Annotated in this window: 20 protein-coding genes; 3 read left to right on the top strand and 17 right to left on the bottom strand. The window is 27.6% G+C overall.

Translation table 11 applies throughout. The features are described from left to right. Positions 1–316 precede the first annotated feature (316 nt). The gene (locus CSPA_RS14910) at positions 317–1,090 is read left to right on the top strand and encodes a C39 family peptidase (protein ID WP_015393142.1); all 774 of its coding nucleotides are present in this window, start codon (positions 317–319) and stop codon (positions 1,088–1,090) included. A gap of 176 nt (positions 1,091–1,266) precedes the next feature. Here CSPA_RS14910 and CSPA_RS14905 read toward each other — a convergent pair whose 3' ends face one another. The 3 genes from CSPA_RS14905 to CSPA_RS14895 all read right to left on the bottom strand — a co-directional run bounded on the left by CSPA_RS14905 (position 1,267) and on the right by CSPA_RS14895 (position 4,029). Further along, positions 1,267–2,145, bottom strand: coding sequence for a tyrosine-type recombinase/integrase (locus CSPA_RS14905; protein ID WP_015393141.1), 879 nt, complete (start codon positions 2,143–2,145; stop codon positions 1,267–1,269). An 80-nt stretch (positions 2,146–2,225) separates the two neighbouring features. Then, positions 2,226–2,858 carry a stage II sporulation protein M gene (spoIIM, locus tag CSPA_RS14900; protein WP_015393140.1) on the bottom strand — a complete coding sequence of 211 codons (633 nt, stop codon included), beginning with the start codon at positions 2,856–2,858 and terminating at the stop codon, positions 2,226–2,228. Positions 2,859–3,108: 250 nt separating this feature from the next. Further along, positions 3,109–4,029 (bottom strand): ketopantoate reductase family protein, encoded by a 921-nt coding sequence (locus CSPA_RS14895; protein ID WP_015393139.1) that lies wholly within the window; start codon positions 4,027–4,029, stop codon positions 3,109–3,111. A gap of 125 nt (positions 4,030–4,154) precedes the next feature. Here CSPA_RS14895 and CSPA_RS14890 point away from each other — a divergent pair, with 125 nt between their 5' ends. Further along, the gene (locus CSPA_RS14890; RefSeq protein ID WP_015393138.1) at positions 4,155–5,036 is read left to right on the top strand and encodes a LysR family transcriptional regulator; all 882 of its coding nucleotides are present in this window, start codon (positions 4,155–4,157) and stop codon (positions 5,034–5,036) included. A 105-nt stretch (positions 5,037–5,141) separates the two neighbouring features. Here the strand turns inward: CSPA_RS14890 and CSPA_RS14885 are convergent, their stop codons facing one another. The 10 genes from CSPA_RS14885 to CSPA_RS14840 all read right to left on the bottom strand — a co-directional run bounded on the left by CSPA_RS14885 (position 5,142) and on the right by CSPA_RS14840 (position 14,061). Then, the gene (locus tag CSPA_RS14885; protein WP_015393137.1) at positions 5,142–5,561 is read right to left on the bottom strand and encodes a hypothetical protein; all 420 of its coding nucleotides are present in this window, start codon (positions 5,559–5,561) and stop codon (positions 5,142–5,144) included. A gap of 81 nt (positions 5,562–5,642) precedes the next feature. Continuing rightward, positions 5,643–5,945: a hypothetical protein gene (locus CSPA_RS14880; RefSeq protein ID WP_015393136.1), complete on the bottom strand. Its 303-nt coding sequence runs from the start codon at positions 5,943–5,945 to the stop codon at positions 5,643–5,645. A 79-nt stretch (positions 5,946–6,024) separates the two neighbouring features. After that, complete coding sequence (trpA, locus tag CSPA_RS14875) at positions 6,025–6,801, bottom strand: tryptophan synthase subunit alpha (protein WP_015393135.1); 777 nt, start codon at positions 6,799–6,801, stop codon at positions 6,025–6,027. After that, complete coding sequence (trpB, locus tag CSPA_RS14870; protein ID WP_017810583.1) at positions 6,801–7,976, bottom strand: tryptophan synthase subunit beta; 1,176 nt, start codon at positions 7,974–7,976, stop codon at positions 6,801–6,803. The genes trpA and trpB overlap by 1 nt, the downstream gene beginning before the upstream one ends. Before the next feature lie 165 nt (positions 7,977–8,141). Beyond that, positions 8,142–8,825, bottom strand: a complete 684-nt coding sequence (locus CSPA_RS14865) for a phosphoribosylanthranilate isomerase (protein ID WP_015393133.1) — start codon at positions 8,823–8,825, stop codon at positions 8,142–8,144. 267 nt (positions 8,826–9,092) lie between these two features. Next, entirely contained in the window at positions 9,093–9,923 is an 831-nt protein-coding gene (gene trpC / locus CSPA_RS14860) for an indole-3-glycerol phosphate synthase TrpC (RefSeq protein WP_015393132.1), read from the bottom strand. Positions 9,924–9,937: 14 nt separating this feature from the next. Continuing rightward, positions 9,938–10,948, bottom strand: coding sequence for an anthranilate phosphoribosyltransferase (trpD, locus tag CSPA_RS14855; protein ID WP_015393131.1), 1,011 nt, complete (start codon positions 10,946–10,948; stop codon positions 9,938–9,940). 21 nt (positions 10,949–10,969) lie between these two features. Beyond that, positions 10,970–11,557: an anthranilate synthase component II gene (locus CSPA_RS14850; RefSeq protein ID WP_015393130.1), complete on the bottom strand. Its 588-nt coding sequence runs from the start codon at positions 11,555–11,557 to the stop codon at positions 10,970–10,972. Further along, positions 11,554–12,945 (bottom strand): anthranilate synthase component I, encoded by a 1,392-nt coding sequence (trpE, locus tag CSPA_RS14845; RefSeq protein ID WP_015393129.1) that lies wholly within the window; start codon positions 12,943–12,945, stop codon positions 11,554–11,556. The genes CSPA_RS14850 and trpE overlap by 4 nt, the downstream gene beginning before the upstream one ends. A gap of 687 nt (positions 12,946–13,632) precedes the next feature. Continuing rightward, entirely contained in the window at positions 13,633–14,061 is a 429-nt protein-coding gene (locus CSPA_RS14840) for an RrF2 family transcriptional regulator (RefSeq protein ID WP_015393128.1), read from the bottom strand. Between the two features lie 559 nt (positions 14,062–14,620). On the opposite strand from CSPA_RS14840, the gene CSPA_RS14835 reads away from it, so the two are divergent. Continuing rightward, on the top strand, positions 14,621–15,730 hold the full coding sequence (locus tag CSPA_RS14835; RefSeq protein WP_015393127.1) for a DEAD/DEAH box helicase: 1,110 nt from the start codon (positions 14,621–14,623) through the stop codon (positions 15,728–15,730). 82 nt (positions 15,731–15,812) lie between these two features. Here CSPA_RS14835 and CSPA_RS14830 read toward each other — a convergent pair whose 3' ends face one another. The 4 genes from CSPA_RS14830 to CSPA_RS14815 all read right to left on the bottom strand — a co-directional run bounded on the left by CSPA_RS14830 (position 15,813) and on the right by CSPA_RS14815 (position 19,693). Further along, positions 15,813–16,925, bottom strand: coding sequence for a PQQ-dependent sugar dehydrogenase (locus CSPA_RS14830; protein ID WP_017810585.1), 1,113 nt, complete (start codon positions 16,923–16,925; stop codon positions 15,813–15,815). A 78-nt stretch (positions 16,926–17,003) separates the two neighbouring features. Then, positions 17,004–18,269, bottom strand: coding sequence for a ferredoxin reductase family protein (locus tag CSPA_RS14825; protein ID WP_015393125.1), 1,266 nt, complete (start codon positions 18,267–18,269; stop codon positions 17,004–17,006). After that, entirely contained in the window at positions 18,266–18,862 is a 597-nt protein-coding gene (locus tag CSPA_RS14820) for a CDP-alcohol phosphatidyltransferase family protein (protein ID WP_015393124.1), read from the bottom strand. Before CSPA_RS14820 ends, CSPA_RS14825 begins: the two co-directional genes overlap by 4 nt. Positions 18,863–19,000: 138 nt before the next feature. Then, the gene (locus CSPA_RS14815) at positions 19,001–19,693 is read right to left on the bottom strand and encodes a cyclic nucleotide-binding domain-containing protein (RefSeq protein WP_015393123.1); all 693 of its coding nucleotides are present in this window, start codon (positions 19,691–19,693) and stop codon (positions 19,001–19,003) included. Positions 19,694–19,712: the final 19 nt, after the last annotated feature.

Here is a 19,712-nt window from a genome sequence, read left to right as displayed (position 1 = left end):
GAAAAATCAATAAATAAAGTATTATAAGTTACTTATTATTATAATTATTAATAATACTTTTTTCAATATTTTATCTATATAAAATAGGATAATTATCTAACAATAAAAGATTTTCACATCATAAGATCTACATAAAATTATGACACATATCCATTATTTATTTAAAAGACTTCTTTTAATACCAAAATTTATACATTTAAGGTAATTATACTTTACATTTCGCCAAAATAATATAAAATTAGAAATTAAAAGGAGGTTTTGTATAAAAATACATTCAACAAAAATTAATTAATATTGTTTTTGAAAGGGGAAAATCATGAAAAAAAATATAATATCTCGTTTTATTGCTACAGCATTAGTATTTTCAACATTAGTAATTGGAAACACTACAGCTGCACAAGCTAAAACATTAAACCCAAACACTGGGAAATCTAACACTACAGTATCAAATTTAAATGGAAATAATGGACAAGCATTAAATACTAGCTGGGGATTAGGTTCAAAACAAACCGAATATGTTAGTAATAACAAATCCTATGATTGGTATATAGATCAAGGACACACAGGTCAAGATTCAAATAATAATTGCGGTCCAACTAGTACTGTGATGGCACTTAAGTGGCTTAAGCCTAATTTCATTGGAACTGTTGAAGCTGCAAGAAACACTTATCCTGAAAATGATGGTTGGTGGTATACAAACGATGTTACAAACTTCCTTGATTTAAATAACGTAAAAACATATGCCGTTAAACAAAATGTTACAGAAAATCTTTTAAAAAGTGAATTAAAAAAAGGTAACATAGCTATACTATGTGTTAAAATGTCTTACATACCTTATAATAAAAATAGTGAACAAAGAGTAGGACGATTCTATAGTTATGATGGTGGACATTTCATTGTAGTAAAGGGTTATAGAGTTGTAGATGGAAAAACTTATTTTGAAGTTTATGATCCAAATAATTGGGATGAACAATATAACGATGGACAAGAAAAAGGGAAAGATAGATACTACTTATCAGCAAATTTAGTAAAAGCAGCAAGTGTTTGGTGGAATTACTCTATCGTGATACAACCAAGTTCAAACTATTAATTTATAATTAATTATGTTCTGATAGAACATTAGTTGTTGGCTTTTTTATTGTGTGCATATATTTTACTCACAATAAAAATTGCCACCTACTTAAGAATATAGGTGGCAAATAGCTGGTAATAAAAAAATATTATATTGAGTACTATTTATTTAATACTTTAAGATTATGATTAAAATTAAGCTCTTGGGTGGGTATGCATATAAATATAATTTATCTTATCATTATTAATAATCTCATAATAGGTATCCATATAAGTTAAGACTTGATTACCAAGCAACTTTTGAACTGCTCGTACATTTGCTCCATTTTGAAGTAAATGAACTGCAAAAGAATGCCTGAAAGTATTTAAATTTACATCTTTATCTATTCCAGCTTTTCTTGAATACTCTTTTACAATTCTCCAAATACCTTGTCTAGTAAGTTTATTTCCATTTAAATTTACAAAAAGATTAGCTACTCCACATTGTGCAATTTTATATCTTATACTTAAATATTCTTCTAGGGCTTTACAAGCACTCCTTCCAATTGGGATAAGCCTTTCAAAATGTCTGTTGTCAGTGCATCTTACAAAATTTAAATCAAGGTTAACATCTTCAACATTCACTGAAATTAATTCAGAAACTTTCATTCCAGTAGCATACATAAGTTCTAATAATGCATTATCCCGTATCCCTTTAGAACAATCCTTTTCAACGATTCTAATTATTTTGTCAACTTCTTCAACTGTTAAGATTTGCGGCAATTTTCTATTATTCTTAGTACTTTTATATTCAATTTTAGGGACTTCTTTTATTAATGTTTCATTTTTTAAATATGAATAGAAATTTCTAAGACTAATTACAATTCTATTTATAGATCTTTCTGATTTTCCCTGATTGATTAAATTATCAATATATGACATTACTGTTAACTTATCACTACTGTACAAATCTAAATCCTTTTTAGTTAAGAATTTAAGATAAAGGCTTACATCAGTTACATATGCATATATTGTATTCTCACTTTTCCCACTATCAAACAAATAATTTTTATAATTATTTATACAATTTATCATTACTATCTCCTATACCATTGATTATGAATATTATTTGACATATTTGTCAAATTTCCTTTAGTTATCGTTATGTGCGTATTTTATAAATAGAATTTTTGTGCCACAAATCGTATTAAAGATGGTGAAACATAAGTTTCAATTAATATACCAATTGCAAAAAGTATTATGATTACAATTAACTTAGAAAAAACACCATCAAAAAATTGACTTTGAATCTTTACTCGTTTAATAAATTTTCCTTTGAATTTTTCTGTTGACATGGATAAACTGATAACACTCAATGCTATATAACAGGGAATATATATTAAGTTTTGAGGAATAACAGATGCCAAGGCTAGTCCAAGACCTTTTCCTTCAAAAGTTATAACAATAAAAGAAAAAGTATACCCTAATGTAAAACCTTTTAGTAAATCTAAAATCAATATAACCGGGGCTCCAAAAAATGTTAAACCTAATAAAAATATAGGTATAATTAGTAATATATTTTTCTTTATGACTTCAAATAGTAAATTCCCATAATTAGTAGGTTGACTGCCAATGGAATTAGCAAAACTAGAAAAATAATTAGTTAAATCTCTTTTATCCGATGTCCCCATATATTTTACAGTATAAAGTCCAAAGGATATTCCTAAACAAAACATTATTAATACAATAAAAAAATAGGCTTTTTTATCCCTAAAAGTAGCATTTAGTTTATTAAGTAAATAATTCATCTCTTATTCCTCCTTCAGTTACTCTAAAATATACTATGTTTAATATTCTAAATTTATTCCGATACCTAATTATAGATATGTAAAACAATAAGATATATTTTTTGTGCACAAAGACAATTTATAACAATATACATAAGAATTTTATATTTCTTACCTTATTAATAATTTATTTCTTAGTTCATGTATTATGAAAATGTTGAAATATAGAAAAAAATATAGGTAAAATTATTACCTATATTTCAAAACCATATTAATTAGCTGCTTGTAAAATTTTAAGTTTTTCATAAGCTTTTTGTGTATATGGGGTTGGCACTCCTACCGCTTTTCCCATACGACATAAGTCACCACAAAACAGTTCTAATTCAAATTTTCTGCCTGAAATCACATCTCTATGCATAGAGCTGATACTCTTTTTTGATAACTTTTTTAAAGTTTCAATTGAAACTTCATATATATTCTCAGCAAGTTTTATTCCCTTTGATCGACCTACTTCTTCGCATTCTTTTGCAACATTACAAAATGTTTCAAATTTCATTTTATCCTCTAATATACCTTTTACTCCAACGTCATAATATGAATCTGTTATATTAAATGCACAGTTGAAAACATATTTATTCCATGCAAAAACTTCAACATCTTTTTTTATTTCACAAATTATACCTGCTTTCGTTAAAACATTATAAATCAATTCTAAATATATTTTATAAACAGGACGGTTTTTGTTCGTGGATATAACTATTTTATTACTCTTAATTATTTCTTTTCTATCATTTACAACTTTTGAACTAGTATACATTGCTGCATCTAATATTTTACCTTTTCTTAAGTAAGAAAATAATTTGTATCCAATATCGACACCATTAACAATAGGAATGACCAGAGTATGTTCATGTACCATTTTCTCTATAGCCTTTGCAGCAGCTTTTAATGAATAACCTTTTACACAAATAAATACGATATCCATGATTCCAGCTTCTTCTGCATTATCTGTAATTAAAGTTGGAAATACTGATAATTTTTCATTTTCATTATTATCTAAAACTATTCCATCCTTCTTTAATTTTTTTAAAGCTTCTCCTTTTGCAATTACATAAACCTCTTCATTGTTTTTAGAAAGCATTGAACTAATATATTCGCCTATTGCTCCCATTCCTATTATTCCTATTTTCATAACAACTTCTTCCTTTCTTGAATCTTATACATTCAATAATTCCTTTTCGTATTTACATTGTATAATGTTTTTAGATATAATTGAAATATATATTAGTTATGAATACTATAAACAGGAGTTATGATATGAGTATTGATTTAAATCTTTATAAAGTATTTTTCATAGTTGCAAAATGTAAAAATATATCACGTGCTGCTGAGGTTCTTTATGTTTCTCAACCGGCTGTAAGCAAATCTATCCGCACCTTAGAAAACTCTCTTAAAATTAGTCTTTTTTCTAGAAGTTCCAAAGGCGTAACTTTAACGCCAGAAGGACAAGTATTATTTGAACATATAAAAATAGCCTTCGACCAATTTTCATTAGGTGAGCACATTTTAGAAAGATTAAAAAATAAAGAGATGGGAAATATTAATTTAGGAGTTAGTACAACTATAGGAAAAAGTTATTTCTTACCTAAATTTCAGGAGTTTTCAAAACAATATTCTGCTTTTAAGATTAAGATAATTAATAAACCTACTTTAGATACAATAAAACTTGTAGAGGAAGGAAAATTAGATTTAGGCATAATTGCAACCACATCTAATAATTTGGAATTAGAATTTATTAAAATCAAAGAAATACATGATATTTTCGTTGCTAGCAATAATTATATAAAAAAAATAAAAATATCATCTACTGATGATATTTTTAAAAAAGGTTCCTTTATGTTATTAGAAAGTCCTAATTCAACCAGGGAATACATTGATAATTATTTAATATCTCAAAATTTAAGCATTACTCCAGATATTGAAGCTAGCAATATGGACTTCTTAGTTGAAGGTGCAAAATTAGATCTTGGAATAACGTCGGTTATAAGAGAATTTTCTCTTACAGATTTGCAAAATAGACTTCTTGTTGAACTACCACTAAGAACACCAATTCCTTCAAGATATATAACTGTCATTTACAAAAATTCTACAGATTTATCCATTGCTGCTAAAACGCTTATAAATTTCTTGAAAGTCTAATTGATTATTATGAGCTGATGAAATTTAGTTATATATCACACTTAATTCATCAGCCTATTTTTGATGGAACTAAGAGATTTCAGTCTAAACCAATTAATCCAGTGCTTAATTATTAATTTTAGGATTAATGCTTCTCAAGATTAATGTTGACCAATCACTATTTTTATTCTCTATCCAATCACAATTTACATCTAAGAATTTAAGCCAAGCGTTAAGCCCATGGCTTTTTTTACTTACATTTGGTGATTTTCTTCCGTGAATTTCTTTTATATCTTCTAAAAGACTAACTTGCTCATCTTTATATAATTCTTTATTTAACAAATCTCGAATTATATTTACACATTCTAGGTAAGCTATTCCATCACCTAAATATAATTCATCTGCATATACTTGACGTTCCTTATTTAATAAATCAGTTATTTCATTAATTTCATCTTTATTCGATAAGTATTGTTTAACTCTTTTTAAAGCATCAATATCATTATCCAATTTATTAATTGTTTTTTCTAACTTTTCAAATCTCATTTAAACTACTCACTTTTCATATTAATTTAATCTTCACATAAAATGATGAAGTCTATAACATTATAACATAATAATGTTTTTTTATTTTATTTTTGCATTAATTCCATCATAAAGATATTGTAAATATTCAATATTAACTTTATTCTCTATTAATTTATCCATTCTTGCTTTTGCCATCTTTATTGTACTTTTTGCTTCCTTAAAATCTTTATCCTTAATGCAATTACTCGTATATGTTAGTAAGTAATCTATTTTTAAAACATCTTCTGCTAAGTCATCTTTATTTTCATTTACTAAATCAACTAATAATGAATATACTTTAGGTGAAGTTGTATTTTTACTTTCACTTAAAATATCTGTATTTCTACTATTTTTCTTTGCCATAATTTAAAAACACCTCATTTCCAAAAAATTATAGCACAATTTTTGAAATAAAATAATAGAATTTTTATTATTAATTAATTTAGTATAAACCGTCCTTCAAATCTCTTATAAATTCAATCACTGGTTGCTTGCCTTCTGCCATCCTTTTTACTATTGCACTACCAACAATTACTCCATCACAGTAATCTTTAATTTCTTTTACGACTTCTCTTGATGAAATGCCAAAACCAATGCACATTGGTATGTTTACTATTTTTCGAACTTCAGCTAAATATTCTTGAGTTCCGCTGTCCAAAGTTGTTCTTTCCCCTGTTGTTCCATTGGTAGAAACACAATATACAAAGCCTTTAGCATCCTTTGTTATTACTGCTATTCTATCTCTTGATGTTCTTGCTACTAATGGTATCAAATATATCCCATTGATCTCGCAAATCTTATTAAGTTCTCCTCTTTCTTCAAGAGGAACATCTGGTACAATTAATCCATCTGCACCACTCATTGCTGCTTCTTTAATAAAATTTTCTATCCCATTAAAATAGACAACATTGAAATAAACCATTAAAACAACTGGTATTTGTGATTTTTCTCTTACTAATTTAACACAATTAAATACATCTCTTAATTTAGTACCGTTATTTAAGGCTTTAGTATATGCATTTTGTATTACTGGACCATCAGCAAGAGGATCACTAAAAGGAACTCCAATTTCAACTAATGTGCTTCCTTCCCTATCTAATTCTATAATTAATTCTGCTGTTTCTTCAATTGTAAGATCTGCTCCACAAGTTACAAATGGTATAAGTGCTTTTTTATTATTTTTTTTAAGTTCATTAAAAGATATATCTATTCTATTCATTATTCTTCACCAAGATATGAAAGCACAGCATCCATATCTTTATCTCCTCTCCCTGATAGATTTATAATCATTATCTTATCCTTGCTCAAAGTTGGCGCAAATTTTTTTGCATAAGCGATTGCATGTGCTGATTCCAAAGCTGGTACTATTCCTTCAATTTTAGTCAAGTACATAAATCCATCTCTTACAGCTTCATCATCTGTTACACTAACATAAGTTGCTTGATTAGTTTCACAAAGATAAGCATGTTCAGGACCAACACCAGGATAATCAAGACCTGCTGATATGGAATAAGCCTCGAGTATTCCACCATCATTGTCTTGAAGAACATAGCTTAACATTCCATGAATAATTCCCTTTTCCCTTTTTGACATAGTTGCAGCATGCTTATCAGTTTCAAGACCTTTTCCTGCACCCTCAACTCCTATTAGAGTTACTTCTTTATCATTTATAAAAGGATAGAATATTCCTATAGCATTACTTCCTCCACCAACAGGAGCTAGGATATAATCTGGAAGTTTTCCTTCCAGTTCTAAAATTTGCTTTCTAGCTTCATCTCCTATAACCCTTTGAAAATTTCTAACCATTGTAGGATATGGATGTGGTCCTAAGGCTGAACCTATAATATAAAAGGTGTCTTCAACATTGGAAGCCCAATACCTTATGGCTTCAGTTACTGCATCATTTAAGGTTCTAGCACCATTTAATACTGGAACCACTTCTGTTCCTAAAAGCTCCATTTTTTTAACATTAATTGCCTGCCTCTTTATATCTTCCTCTCCCATAAAGACTTTGCATTCCATTCCAAATTTTGCTGCAACTGTAGCTGTAGCAACTCCATGCTGACCAGCACCAGTTTCTGCGATAACTTTCTTTTTCCCCATTCTTTTAGCTAAAAGCACTTGTCCTAAAGCATTGTTTATTTTGTGAGCTCCTGTATGATTTAAATCTTCCCTTTTTAAATAAATTTTCGCACCATTTAAATCTTTAGTCATATTTTCAGCATAGTATAAAGGACTAGGTCTTCCAGTATAATATTTTAAATAATACATATACTCGTCCATAAATTCTTTATCATCTTTTACCTTATTATAAGCATCTTCAAGTTCAATAAGAGCATTCATTACAGTTTCAGGAACATATTGTCCACCAAACTCATTAAATCTTCCTTCCATTGTCATACCTACCTTTCATATTTTAGTCATGTACAATCCATATTTAATAATTGATTTAATTAATATATTTTGTAAAAATAGTTATTCAAAACTTAAATATCTCCATTTAAAATCAACTTAATTGATCATTTGACATTGAATATTGATAATTGAAGTTTATCATCCTTAATCATTTAAAGCTCTGACCTTTTCAATAAGATCTTTCATTTTATCAAAAGATTTCGTTTGTTTTTCATTATCATCTACAATCTCAACTCCAGAGGAAACATCTATACCAATAGGATTAGCTTTTTCAATTCTTTCGACTATATTTTCCGGAGATAATCCTCCTGCTAAAATGAAATTATTCTTTTTGTTATTAGTATTTTTCAAGGATTGTTTTCCAAAGTAATTTTTAATTTTTTCTAAAGAAAATGTTTCCCCGCTTCCTGGATTAGAACCATCAATAAGAAAATTATCAACTAATTTATCTTCTCTATTATTATTTTTTAAATTGTAATTTTCAATTTCTTCTATATTATTTATTGATAATGCTTTCCAGATTTCAATTTGTTTATTCAAGCTACCTTTTAGGCTGCTTATATAATTTTCATTTTCTTCTCCATGAAGTTGAATAGCATTGAGATTTATCTCTTTAATAACTTTTAAAATCTCATCAATTGGATTATCTTTAAATACTCCAACTGTTTTAATATCTTTATTTAATAAATTAATTAATATTTTGGCCTTATTTACATCAATTTGTCTCTTACTCTTTGTAAATAAAAAACCTACATAATCTGGTTTTAAAATATTTAAATATTCTATTTCTGTTTCATTAGTTATTCCACATATTTTAATTTTAATCATATATACTCCTCACATTTGCTGCTAAAAATCATAAGGAACATTGAAAAATAAATAACAAGTCGTAAATTGCTAATATAAGTTCTTATGTTGCAGCATAGCTGCTCCTTTTAAGATTGATCCGAATTGCAGACTAGTTCCGTATTACAGCATAGCTGCTCCTTTTAAATTCATCTTTATCTCTATTCTTATTGCATCATAGCTCCTATTCTTAAAATTGATCCTTGTCTCTTTTTAAAAATGATCCTTATTGCAGCATAGCTGCTCTTTTTATAGGTGTATAATTTCTTTATTTTTTTGGTTGTTGTTTCTAAAATTTTTATATTGATTTTTAAAAGCTTTATTGTCTATATTCCTCATAAACAATTCTCCTATCAATACTCCATTAGCTCCAAACTGACTTATGGTTTTTAGATCTTCAATACTCATAATTCCACTTTCAGCTATAATTATTTTATCTTTTGGTATATAGCTAATAAGTTCTTTTGTTGTATTAAGTGCTACATTAAAGGTCTTTAAATCCCTATTATTTATCCCAATAATTTCACAATCAAATTTTAAGGCCAAATCCAATTCTTCTTTATTATGAATTTCAACTAAAGGTTCTAAATTAAATCTCTTTGCTTCCTTATAAAATTCTCCTAACTTATCACCTAAAACACTTACAATAAGTAAAATACCACTTGCTCCAAGAACTTTAGCTTCATAAATTTGATAAAAATCTATTATAAAATCCTTTCTAAGAATAGGTATATGTGAAGCTTTTCGTATTTCCTTAAGATAGTTATCACTACCTAAAAAGAAATCTTCTTCAGTTAAAATCGAAAATACATCTACACCTATGTAGGTATAATAATTTAATATTTCTTTTATATTAAAATTTTCAACTATTATACCTTTTGATGGCGAAGCTTTCTTAAATTCTCCTATTACAGATAAGCCATCATTAACTAATTCAGCTCTGAAAGGATTTATATAATTTGATTCTTTTTCAGCTTTAACAATTTGTAGAGCTTGCTTTTCTAATTCTTTTATTGGAATTTCTTGTTTTCTCTTATTAACTCTTATTTTTTTCTTTGCTATAATATCATCTAAAATCAAAATATCACCTCACATTAACTTATATTCACAAGTTCTTTATATTTCTCAAATGCAATTCCTGAATCAATAAGCTCATTGGCTTTTTCTATGCCAACTTTTATTGAATCAACAAGTTCTGCTACATAAAGTGCTGCTCCAGCATTTAAAGCAACAATATCTCTAGCGGGCCCTTTTTCACCTTTTAAGATTTTTAAGATAATTCTTGCATTTTCTTTAGCATCTCCACCTTTTATTTCTTTTAATTCAGCTTTTTTAAATCCAAGGGTCTCAGGATCTAATTTATAAGATATTAATTTCCCATTTTTAATTTCACAAACATTTGTTGTTGTAGTTGTTGTTATTTCATCTAGCCCGTCATCACCACATACTACCATTGCTCTATTTAATCCTAAATTTAATAAAGCTTCTCCAATAGGTTGAATTAATGTTTTATCATATACTCCTAAAAGTTGTCCAGTTAATGGTGCTGGATTTGAAAGTGGTCCTATTATATTGAAAATAGTTCTTGTTCCTAATTCTTTTCTTTCATTTGCAACGTTTTTCATTGCTCCATTGTACATTGGTGCAAACAAAAATGCCATTCCATTTTTTTCGATTATTTCTCTGCTTTGATTTTCATCAAAATCAATCTTTATACCAAGTTCATTAAGAACATCAGCGCTTCCACTTTTGCTTGAAACTGCACGATTTCCATGTTTAGCAACTTTTGCACCACCACTTGCAGCTACTATTGCTACTGCAGTGGAAATATTAAACGTCTTAGCACCATCTCCACCAGTTCCACAAGTATCTATCAAATGCTTTGGCTTTACAATTTTTACTGGTGTAAAATTATCCCTTAATGCTTTAACAGCACCTAAAATTTGACTTGGAGTTTCTCCATTAATCTTAAGACCTATTAAGAAAGCACCTATTTGTGCTGAAGTTGCTTCTCCTCTCATTATTTGATTAATTACAGCTCTAACTTCATCTTCTGATAAAACTTCTCTTGAAGTTAATTTTTTTATTGCAATTTCTATTGTCATTTTATCTTCACCCTCTTTCATTTAATTTTCTAATGTATCTTTACAGATGTTAATTACAAAATTTCCAATCATATGTTTACCTTTTGGTGTATATATTGATTCAGGATGAAACTGAAGCCCAAATACATCAAATTCTTTATGCTTTATAGCCATAATGTCATTTTTCTCAATGGTAGCTGCTATAACTTCAAGACAATTAGGAAGGGAGCTATTTTCAACAATTAAGGAATGATATCTCATCACATCTATTTTTCTTGGTACTCCTTCAAAAATATCTTTTCCCTTAACTTGTACCTTTGAAGTTTTCCCATGAAAAATTTCATCAGCTCTAATGACCTTACCACCATAAGCAGTTGCTATACTTTGATGTCCAAGACATATTCCTAAAATAGGGATTGTTTCCCCTAACTTTTGTATAACTTCTATAGAAATTCCAGCATCTTCTGGTACTCCAGGTCCTGGTGATATTACTATACCTTTAGGACTAAGCTTTTCTAACTCATCAATGGTAATTTCATCATTTCTAAATACTTTAGTTTCAGCATACTCACTTAAATATTGATATAAATTAAATGTAAAGGAATCATAATTATCAATTAAAATTATCATCTCAAAACCTCCTTTAAAACCATCAATTTATTTTGAATTTCCTCAAATTCTTTTTCTGGCACTGAATCATATACAATTCCTGCTCCAGCTTGGAGATATGCTGTTTTAGCTTTTAAGATTATAGTTCTTATAATAATTGCCATGTCCATATCTCCACCATAAGAAAAATATCCCACTGAGCCTGAATAAATACCTCTTTTACATTCTTCAAGTTCCTCTATTATTTCCATAGCTCTTATTTTGGGGGCTCCTGAAACTGTACCAGCTGGAAGACATGCTGCTAATGCTTCAAAGCCATCTTTATTATCTAATATATCTCCAACAACTTTTGTGGTTATATGCATTACATGAGAAAATTTTTCAACTTTCATAAAATCACTTACATTAACGGTTCCTATTTTACTAACTTTACCTATATCATTTCTTCCAAGGTCTACAAGCATAACGTGTTCTGCAAGTTCCTTTTCATCTTCCGTAAGTTCTTTTTCAAGGATGCTATCAATTTCTGGTGTTTCTCCTCTTTTTCTAGTACCTGCTATTGGATTCGTAGAAACTTTGCCATTTTTAACTGATACCAGACTTTCTGGAGATGATCCAACAACCTGATAATCATCAAAATCAAGTAAGAACATGTAAGGAGAAGGATTTTCTTCTCTTAATCTTCTATATATTTCTAAGTATGACTTTTCAGTTTGGCACTTCATCCTTTGAGATAAAACAATTTGAAAAATATCTCCAGCTAAAATATGTTCTCTTGCTTTTTTAACATTTTCAATAAATTTTTCTCTAGAGGTATAGAATTCAAAGGAAACTTCCTCTCTATCGTCAGGTTCTTCTGCTAGAACTGGCTTATAAAGAAGACTGTTTATATATTCTTTTTGTGATGCAATTATTTCATCATATTCTCTTTGATCATTCTCCATAATGTTATCTACAATATATACCTTATGAGTAAAATGATCATAACAGAGATATCTATTATAAAAATTGAAACGCATTATAGGCATTTTTAAATCATCTGGATTTTTAAAATTTAGTTTTTTTTCATATAGTTGTATAGAATCATATCCCATATATCCAATAGCTCCACCATTAAATGAAAATGGATTTGTACTTTTATCAAAACTAACTCTAATTTCTTTTTTTAATTGGTCTACTTCTCCTTGACCATCGCCACAAATTTCTTTATATGGATTTTCTCCCATATATGAATATCTACCAAAATAATTTTCTTTACTTCCACTTTCAAAAATAAATCTTCTACTGCCACTAAACCCTCTTAGTATTTTTATTGGTGTAATTTCATCACCTCGAAATTCACTTATTACTGAAAAAATAATATTTGATTTTTTCTTTGCAATAAAACTTTCTTTTGAAATATTGATCATATTCTTACCTCCTTTGATCTTGGCCATTTTATTTGTTTCAAATACCAGCTAAATAGAACTCAATAGTAATTTATCTATATTTTTTAGAAATATAAAAAGCCACTCCGTCCATCAAATTGGGACGAAGTGACTCGCTATGCCACCCAAATCTTAATATCAAGTGATGTGAATTATTATATATAAAAAGTCTAATCAATTTGTATAAAAATAAAACCTTATCCCAATACAACTATTGATTAATAAATTTATATATACAAAAAGCACTTCGTCCAAATAGGACGAAATGCTATAATTCCGTTATACCACCTAATGTATATATTATCAGATACTAAAATTGAGAAAATTAACTATACTTCTAAACTAAAAATATTTCCTATTATAAAAATACTATTTAACTCTCAAAATTTATATCCTGTCATTTTAACGGCTGACCCCCGTATATCCCTACTCTTAAAATTTCAAGATATCACCTCAAAGACCCATTCAATAACATCTTTAGCATTCGATTCTCACCAAACATCGAATTCTCTTTATACTTAGTTTTATTATCTACTATTCTTATCAACGGTTTTAACTTGTAAAAAATATAACATATTTTCCTATCAGTTACAAGGCTTTTTTAAAAAATTTTCGTAAAATTCATTCAATTGGAATTATTTTTTATATTAGCATCATAAAGTATAGGCATTAAATATAATACATATCTTCTTTTTTGTATTCTTTATAATTATTCACTAAATCTTCTAATGTCATAGAATTAAAGAAATTAACTATCTTATTATTTATTACATTCCATAAGTTTTCACTTATAAAATTTTCTATATCATTTTCATCGCGTTCAATATCAATCAGCAATAAATCACCTTCTAAAACACTTAAAATATCTCCTATTCTAAAATCTTTAGGCTTCTTTGCTAAAAAATATCCTCCTTGAGCTCCTTTTTTAGCATTAATTATTCCACCTTTTCTTAAAGAAGAAAATATTTGTTCCAAGTATCTTTCTGATATCCCTTGTCTCTCAGATATGCTTTTTACAGTAACCATATCTGATGAAGAGAATAAACATATATCAATTAAAGCCCTTAATCCATATCGACCTTTTGTTGAAATTTTCATAAAATCACCATTTTTCCTTTCAATTTTTAATGGAAGTATATTATTTAGTCAGTTTATTAACTAAGATTTATTTACAATTCCCATATTATTAGTATATATTCTAATTTACCACATTTTTTCTTTTTATAAAACTGTTTTAAAATAAATATTTATATATAATATTAAATATTTTCCTTTAATAAATTAGATTCTTATATTATTATTAGTATTGATAATTAACTAAAAAGCATTTATCCTATTAACTTATAGGAATTAATTGTATACATATGATATTTATATAAGTTCTAATTAACATTGTACATCTTAATTTTAATAATTCTCAAAGAAAAGTGAATGTCCAAATTTTATAGATATCCAAATTAATAATCAAACTTATAAAAGGAATATACATATGGAAGACAAATGTATTGGATTTCGGTAAGTTCCGCATATGTCTAATTCTTGCTTTGGATATTTATATATTTGGAGACATGAACTTTATCCGTGGAACTTGCTTTATTAATTGAACATCGTTAATTAAAATATATATCTATATGTACTTAAAGAAAGGTATGAAAAAATGAATTTTAAACAACTTAATATCAGTCCTGAATTAATTAGTATTTTAACTAGATCTGGAATTAATGTTCCTACTCCTATCCAAGAAAAATCTATATCACCTATAAAAGATGGAAAAGATATAATAGCAGAAGCTGCAACTGGAACAGGTAAAACTTTAGCTTTTTTATTACCATTAATTGAAAACATAAATTCAAAATCAAATGATATACAAGTGTTAATCTTAACTCCAACAAGAGAACTAGCTATTCAAATTACTAATGAAGCGAATAAGTTAAAAGATGCTAAAGAAATAAATATATTAGCGGCTTATGGAGGAAAAGACATTTCCTCTCAACTAAAAAAATTGAATAATAATATTCATTTGATTATTGCAACTCCTGGAAGACTTTTAGATCATATTAATCGCAAAAGTATTGATTTAAGTAAATTAAAAACCTTTGTTTTAGATGAAGCTGATCAAATGTTATTTATGGGCTTTAAAAATGAAGTTGAAAAAATTTTGGCTTCAATGCCAAAGAAGAAACAAATGCTTTGTTTCTCAGCGACAATGGATTCGGCAGTAAAAAAATTAGCTTATAGATATATGAAAGACCCAATTGAAATTTCTATAGAAAAAGAAGAAATTACTTTAGATTCAATTAAACAAGAAGTTGTTGAGACAACTGATAGAAATAAACGTGATGCCTTATGTAAAGTATTGGATGAAGATAACCCTTTTATGGCAATTATATTTTGTAGGACAAAGCGAAGAGTCGATGAATTAGAGACTGTACTACATACTCGTAATTACAATTGCTTAAAGTTACATAGTGACATTCCTCAAAATAAAAGAGAAAGAATAATGAAATCTTTTAGAAATGCTGATATACAGTTTTTAATTGCAACTGATGTTGCAGCAAGAGGCTTAGATATTACTGGAGTAACTCATATATATAATTATGATATCCCAGAAACTGTAGAAAGCTATATTCATCGTATAGGAAGAACTGGTAGAGCTGGAGAAACCGGCTATACTTGTCTGTTTATAGATCCAAAGAATCTCAGAGCTCTTAAAGAAATTGAAGAAACTATTGGTTTTGAAATTACTAGACGAGATGTGATTTTATAGATATTTTAAACCAATTTATTCCAAACGAGGTTAGATATAATATATTAAAAAATCTAAATATTATATCTAACCTCGTTATTTTTCATTGTAATGTAAGTTGTATAATTTTATCATCATTTATATTAGGATTACCTCTCCCATCCATATTACTTGTAGCTAAGAAAATCGACCCATCTTTTCCTTCTATGACTTCACGTAACCGTCCATATTCACCTTTTAGTAACGACTCAACCATAGTTACAGCTACTCCTTTTTCATCTAATGTAATTAGTATTAATTGTTGCCCACGTAAATTAGCCATAAGTAACTTATTTTTCCAAGGCCCTTGACTTATAAACGTTATTCCAGATGGTGCCCATGTTTCATTTCCACTTTGGATTAATGGTTTTTGTATAATATTAGTTGTTGTTTCCTCATTTCCTTCGACTATAGGCCAACCATAATTTTTCCCAGGCTCTATTATATTAATTTCATCATGAGCAATTGATCCATGTTCTGATTCATATAGAACATTTTCAGAATTCCATGCTAAACCTTCTGGGTTTCTATGACCTAAGCTATATATTGGGGAGTTAGGAAAAGGATTATCTTTGGGAATACTGCCATCTAAATTTATACGTAATATTTTACCTGCTGTACTAAGTGGATCTTGTGCCAGTGATGGATTTCCCGAATCTCCAGTAGTTATATACAATTTGTTGTCTACACCTATCTTTATTCGTCCTCCATTATGAATTTGTCCTCCTGGAATTTTATCGATAAGGATCTTATCCATTAACAATCTATCATTATTTTCAATTAATCTAGCTATACGGTTATAAGTTTTATGATTTTCTGCAAAAGAATGCATAACATAAACAAAATGGTTTTGAGAGAAGTTCGGATCTAAAGCAATTCCCATCAATCCACCTTCCCCTTGACTTACAAATGGCGTACCAAATAAATATAGTGGATCAGGTAGAAGTTTTTCATTTTTAATTTTTCTAATTGCTCCAGACCTTTCTGTAAAGTATAAGCTGCCATCTTCTGATATAGCTATAGCCCATGGTACATATAGTTTTTCCGCAATAACTTGAATTTTATATGGAAATTGTCTATATAAATATATTTTCTTTCTTAACTCAAATAATTTTTCAGATGATGAGTAAGTATTATAAATATAAATTAGTTCTGATATTATTTTCTCTACGCGCATAGCATAAACTCTTTGTACCTTGATTACAACATTAACATATGTAAATATTATTAATATGTGCATGTTTAAAACTTGAATTTACTTAAATTGAAAATGCTCATAGTGTAACTCACCAATATTTAAATGACTATTGGCAAATTGTTTTCTTAAACTTTCCCTCATAGGAGCTGGTCCACAAAAATATATATCAATCGTATCTTTAGTATCTATATATTTTTCAATTTCAGATACTGATAAAAATCCCTTTTCTTTTGAATTAAAAAGGTGTACTCGCAAGTTATCTCTTTGCAATCCTTCTAACTCTTCACTATAAGCACTTTCTTCTTCATTATTAAAAGCATAAAAGAAATCAACTAAAAAATCTTTTGGAATTTCTGCTTGTGAAAAGCTTCTAAATGGTGTAACTCCAATGCCACCTGCTATCCACACTTGCCTTTTTCTACCAGATTTATAATTAAACTTCCCATGAGGACCTGATACTTCAAATTTATCTCCAACTTTCAATGTATCAAATAATTCTTTTGTATGATCTCCTAACCCTTTAATTGTAAATTGCAATTCCCCTTTTTTGGGTGCTTCACTAATTGTAAATGGATGTGATACAAATTTATTATCATTCTGTAGTGTTTTTATAAATGCAAATTGTCCTGGCTTATAATCTATATCTTTTTTAAGTGCACTTCCTGTAATCTCTAAGGTACCATCAGCAACTATATTTAAGCTTGAAACCTTATATTTATATTTAAAAGATATTTTCTCATATAGGAAGATGCTATAGATAACAGATGATATTCCCATAATATTAACAATATTTAACCATATATTAAAGGGTTTAAAAGAAAAAACAGCATAAGTTGCACTTCCATAATAATGATAAATACCCATAGCATATGGAATAATCATAAATTTATGAATTGCTTTCCATCTTTCGTAATTTAATTTTTTTGCGATTATCGCTATAAGTACAAGAATTATAAATAAATACATACTAAAAGCTCCATACATTGCATAGGGATCACGAGGAATAGGTATTCCTTGAGATCTTTCAATGCCTTTTCCTAGTTCAATTGTAATATTATGAATTATAACTAACACAAGAGCTGAAATACTTAAATATTTATGATAAATATATGATTTATCTAATCCATCAAATAGTACATCCAAAATCTTATTACGTGTTGATATGAAATTTATTAAAGCAAATGCAACCAATGCAAAGGATGCTATTAATTGAGAATATTCACTTAAGGTAGAAATTTCTCTTGTAGGTTTAATGAATACCCACAAAGCCCAAGTAATTATCATAGAGAATAATATTAATAAAATTCCTGGCTTCTTTTTCATAGTTTACCTCTTTCTAGATTATTATTTAATTTGTAAATTTTAAAACAATCCTTTATTCTACTATAGGAAGAGTACATTCCTGCTATAAATATCATAGACAAAATGCATGAAAATATAGAATTTATATAATGTACATTTAAGCATTTGCTGATACAAACAATTCCCGGAATGATTAAAAAAGTGGCTGATACAATTCTTCCAACCTTATCAAAAACAAAAGGCTTGTCTGACAACTTAATATTATTCTTTATAAATTTTGATGTTAATACAAACTCAGAAAATTTAAATATAATAAAAAGCAAAAACCATATAGGTATAATCTTAAAACTCACTAATGCTATGTAGGAAACTGTTATATAAAATAAATCAGCAAATACATCGAGTTTTGCTCCAAGTACAGAAACAGAATTTGTTTTTCTAGCAATTTTACCATCTAAAAAATCTGAAATACAAATCATAAAGAATAATATAAATAGAGTATGTGTATTATCTTGTCCATTATTATATTGACTAATTATTCCATTAACAAAGAAGATACACATAATAATTCTAGTTAGACTAATAGTATTTGGTACATATTTAATTAATTTCATCAATGGTATCACCACCCTCCAATCCTTTAAATTTTAATTTATTTAAGTAATAATAATTAAAATATTTTCTTATTTAATAATAATTATTAAAATAATAACATAATTCATATATAAATACTAGACAATTTTGGTAAATTTTCATTTATATAAATCTCCAGCTAAATATAACAATTTCTTATAGTCTTCTATTACATATTCTTTATTATTCTTTTTCAAAATACCATCAGAACAAAACTTATTTAAAGTTCTATTTAAATGTCTATAACTTGAACCAAGTAATTCTGCAATTTCATTATAATTCTCTTTGAAAATAAACTTTTTAATTTTATCATCACTTATTTCTGCAAATGCTAGTATATAGCTGGCAAGTCTATTTTCAAGAGGATAAAGTAAATTAATAGAACTATTATTACTTCCATTTTTAAGTTTTTCCGACATATAATCACATAGATTTATTAAGAATTTACAATCATTCAAAAGATTACTCCTAGCATAATCGAATTTAAGACCTATACAATAAGTGTTTTCTATGGCCTGTACACTGCAATCTGTAGGATTGTTTCTTATGAGCTCTACATCTCCTATTATCTTTAATGGAGAATAAAAAGAAATTAGTAACGATTTTCCATTTTCCAAATGCTTAGATACTTTTGCTTTTCCTTTAGCCAAGAAATATAAATTCTCCAAATACTCATTTTCCTTACATATATATTCATTTTTAATAAACTTGTATAAAGTCATATTTTCCTTCATATCTTCCGTAAATAAATTTTCAAGTTTGAATATTCGTATGTATTTTTCAAGTTTTATATTATTATCAATTAAATCCACTCTTTTTTACTCCTTAATT

Origin of the sequence: Clostridium saccharoperbutylacetonicum N1-4(HMT), assembly GCF_000340885.1 — a bacterium.
In the GTDB taxonomy this organism is placed as follows: domain Bacteria; phylum Bacillota; class Clostridia; order Clostridiales; family Clostridiaceae; genus Clostridium; species Clostridium saccharoperbutylacetonicum.
This window is presented reverse-complemented; position numbering and strand designations above follow the sequence as displayed.

What these genes read in the sequence shown, in the direction of transcription:
- CSPA_RS14910 (WP_015393142.1), top strand. Translation starts at nt 317, where the DNA reads ATGAAAAAAAATATAATATCTCGTTTTATTGCTACAGCATTAGTATTT.
- CSPA_RS14905 (WP_015393141.1), bottom strand. Translation starts at nt 2,145, where the DNA reads ATGATAAATTGTATAAATAATTATAAAAATTATTTGTTTGATAGTGGG.
- spoIIM (WP_015393140.1), bottom strand. Translation starts at nt 2,858, where the DNA reads ATGAATTATTTACTTAATAAACTAAATGCTACTTTTAGGGATAAAAAA.
- CSPA_RS14895 (WP_015393139.1), bottom strand. Translation starts at nt 4,029, where the DNA reads ATGAAAATAGGAATAATAGGAATGGGAGCAATAGGCGAATATATTAGT.
- CSPA_RS14890 (WP_015393138.1), top strand. Translation starts at nt 4,155, where the DNA reads ATGAGTATTGATTTAAATCTTTATAAAGTATTTTTCATAGTTGCAAAA.
- CSPA_RS14885 (WP_015393137.1), bottom strand. Translation starts at nt 5,561, where the DNA reads ATGAGATTTGAAAAGTTAGAAAAAACAATTAATAAATTGGATAATGAT.
- CSPA_RS14880 (WP_015393136.1), bottom strand. Translation starts at nt 5,945, where the DNA reads ATGGCAAAGAAAAATAGTAGAAATACAGATATTTTAAGTGAAAGTAAA.
- trpA (WP_015393135.1), bottom strand. Translation starts at nt 6,801, where the DNA reads ATGAATAGAATAGATATATCTTTTAATGAACTTAAAAAAAATAATAAA.
- trpB (WP_017810583.1), bottom strand. Translation starts at nt 7,976, where the DNA reads ATGGAAGGAAGATTTAATGAGTTTGGTGGACAATATGTTCCTGAAACT.
- CSPA_RS14865 (WP_015393133.1), bottom strand. Translation starts at nt 8,825, where the DNA reads ATGATTAAAATTAAAATATGTGGAATAACTAATGAAACAGAAATAGAA.
- trpD (WP_015393131.1), bottom strand. Translation starts at nt 10,948, where the DNA reads ATGACAATAGAAATTGCAATAAAAAAATTAACTTCAAGAGAAGTTTTA.
- CSPA_RS14850 (WP_015393130.1), bottom strand. Translation starts at nt 11,557, where the DNA reads ATGATAATTTTAATTGATAATTATGATTCCTTTACATTTAATTTATAT.
- trpE (WP_015393129.1), bottom strand. Translation starts at nt 12,945, where the DNA reads ATGATCAATATTTCAAAAGAAAGTTTTATTGCAAAGAAAAAATCAAAT.
- CSPA_RS14840 (WP_015393128.1), bottom strand. Translation starts at nt 14,061, where the DNA reads ATGAAAATTTCAACAAAAGGTCGATATGGATTAAGGGCTTTAATTGAT.
- CSPA_RS14835 (WP_015393127.1), top strand. Translation starts at nt 14,621, where the DNA reads ATGAATTTTAAACAACTTAATATCAGTCCTGAATTAATTAGTATTTTA.
- CSPA_RS14830 (WP_017810585.1), bottom strand. Translation starts at nt 16,925, where the DNA reads ATGCGCGTAGAGAAAATAATATCAGAACTAATTTATATTTATAATACT.
- CSPA_RS14825 (WP_015393125.1), bottom strand. Translation starts at nt 18,269, where the DNA reads ATGAAAAAGAAGCCAGGAATTTTATTAATATTATTCTCTATGATAATT.
- CSPA_RS14820 (WP_015393124.1), bottom strand. Translation starts at nt 18,862, where the DNA reads ATGAAATTAATTAAATATGTACCAAATACTATTAGTCTAACTAGAATT.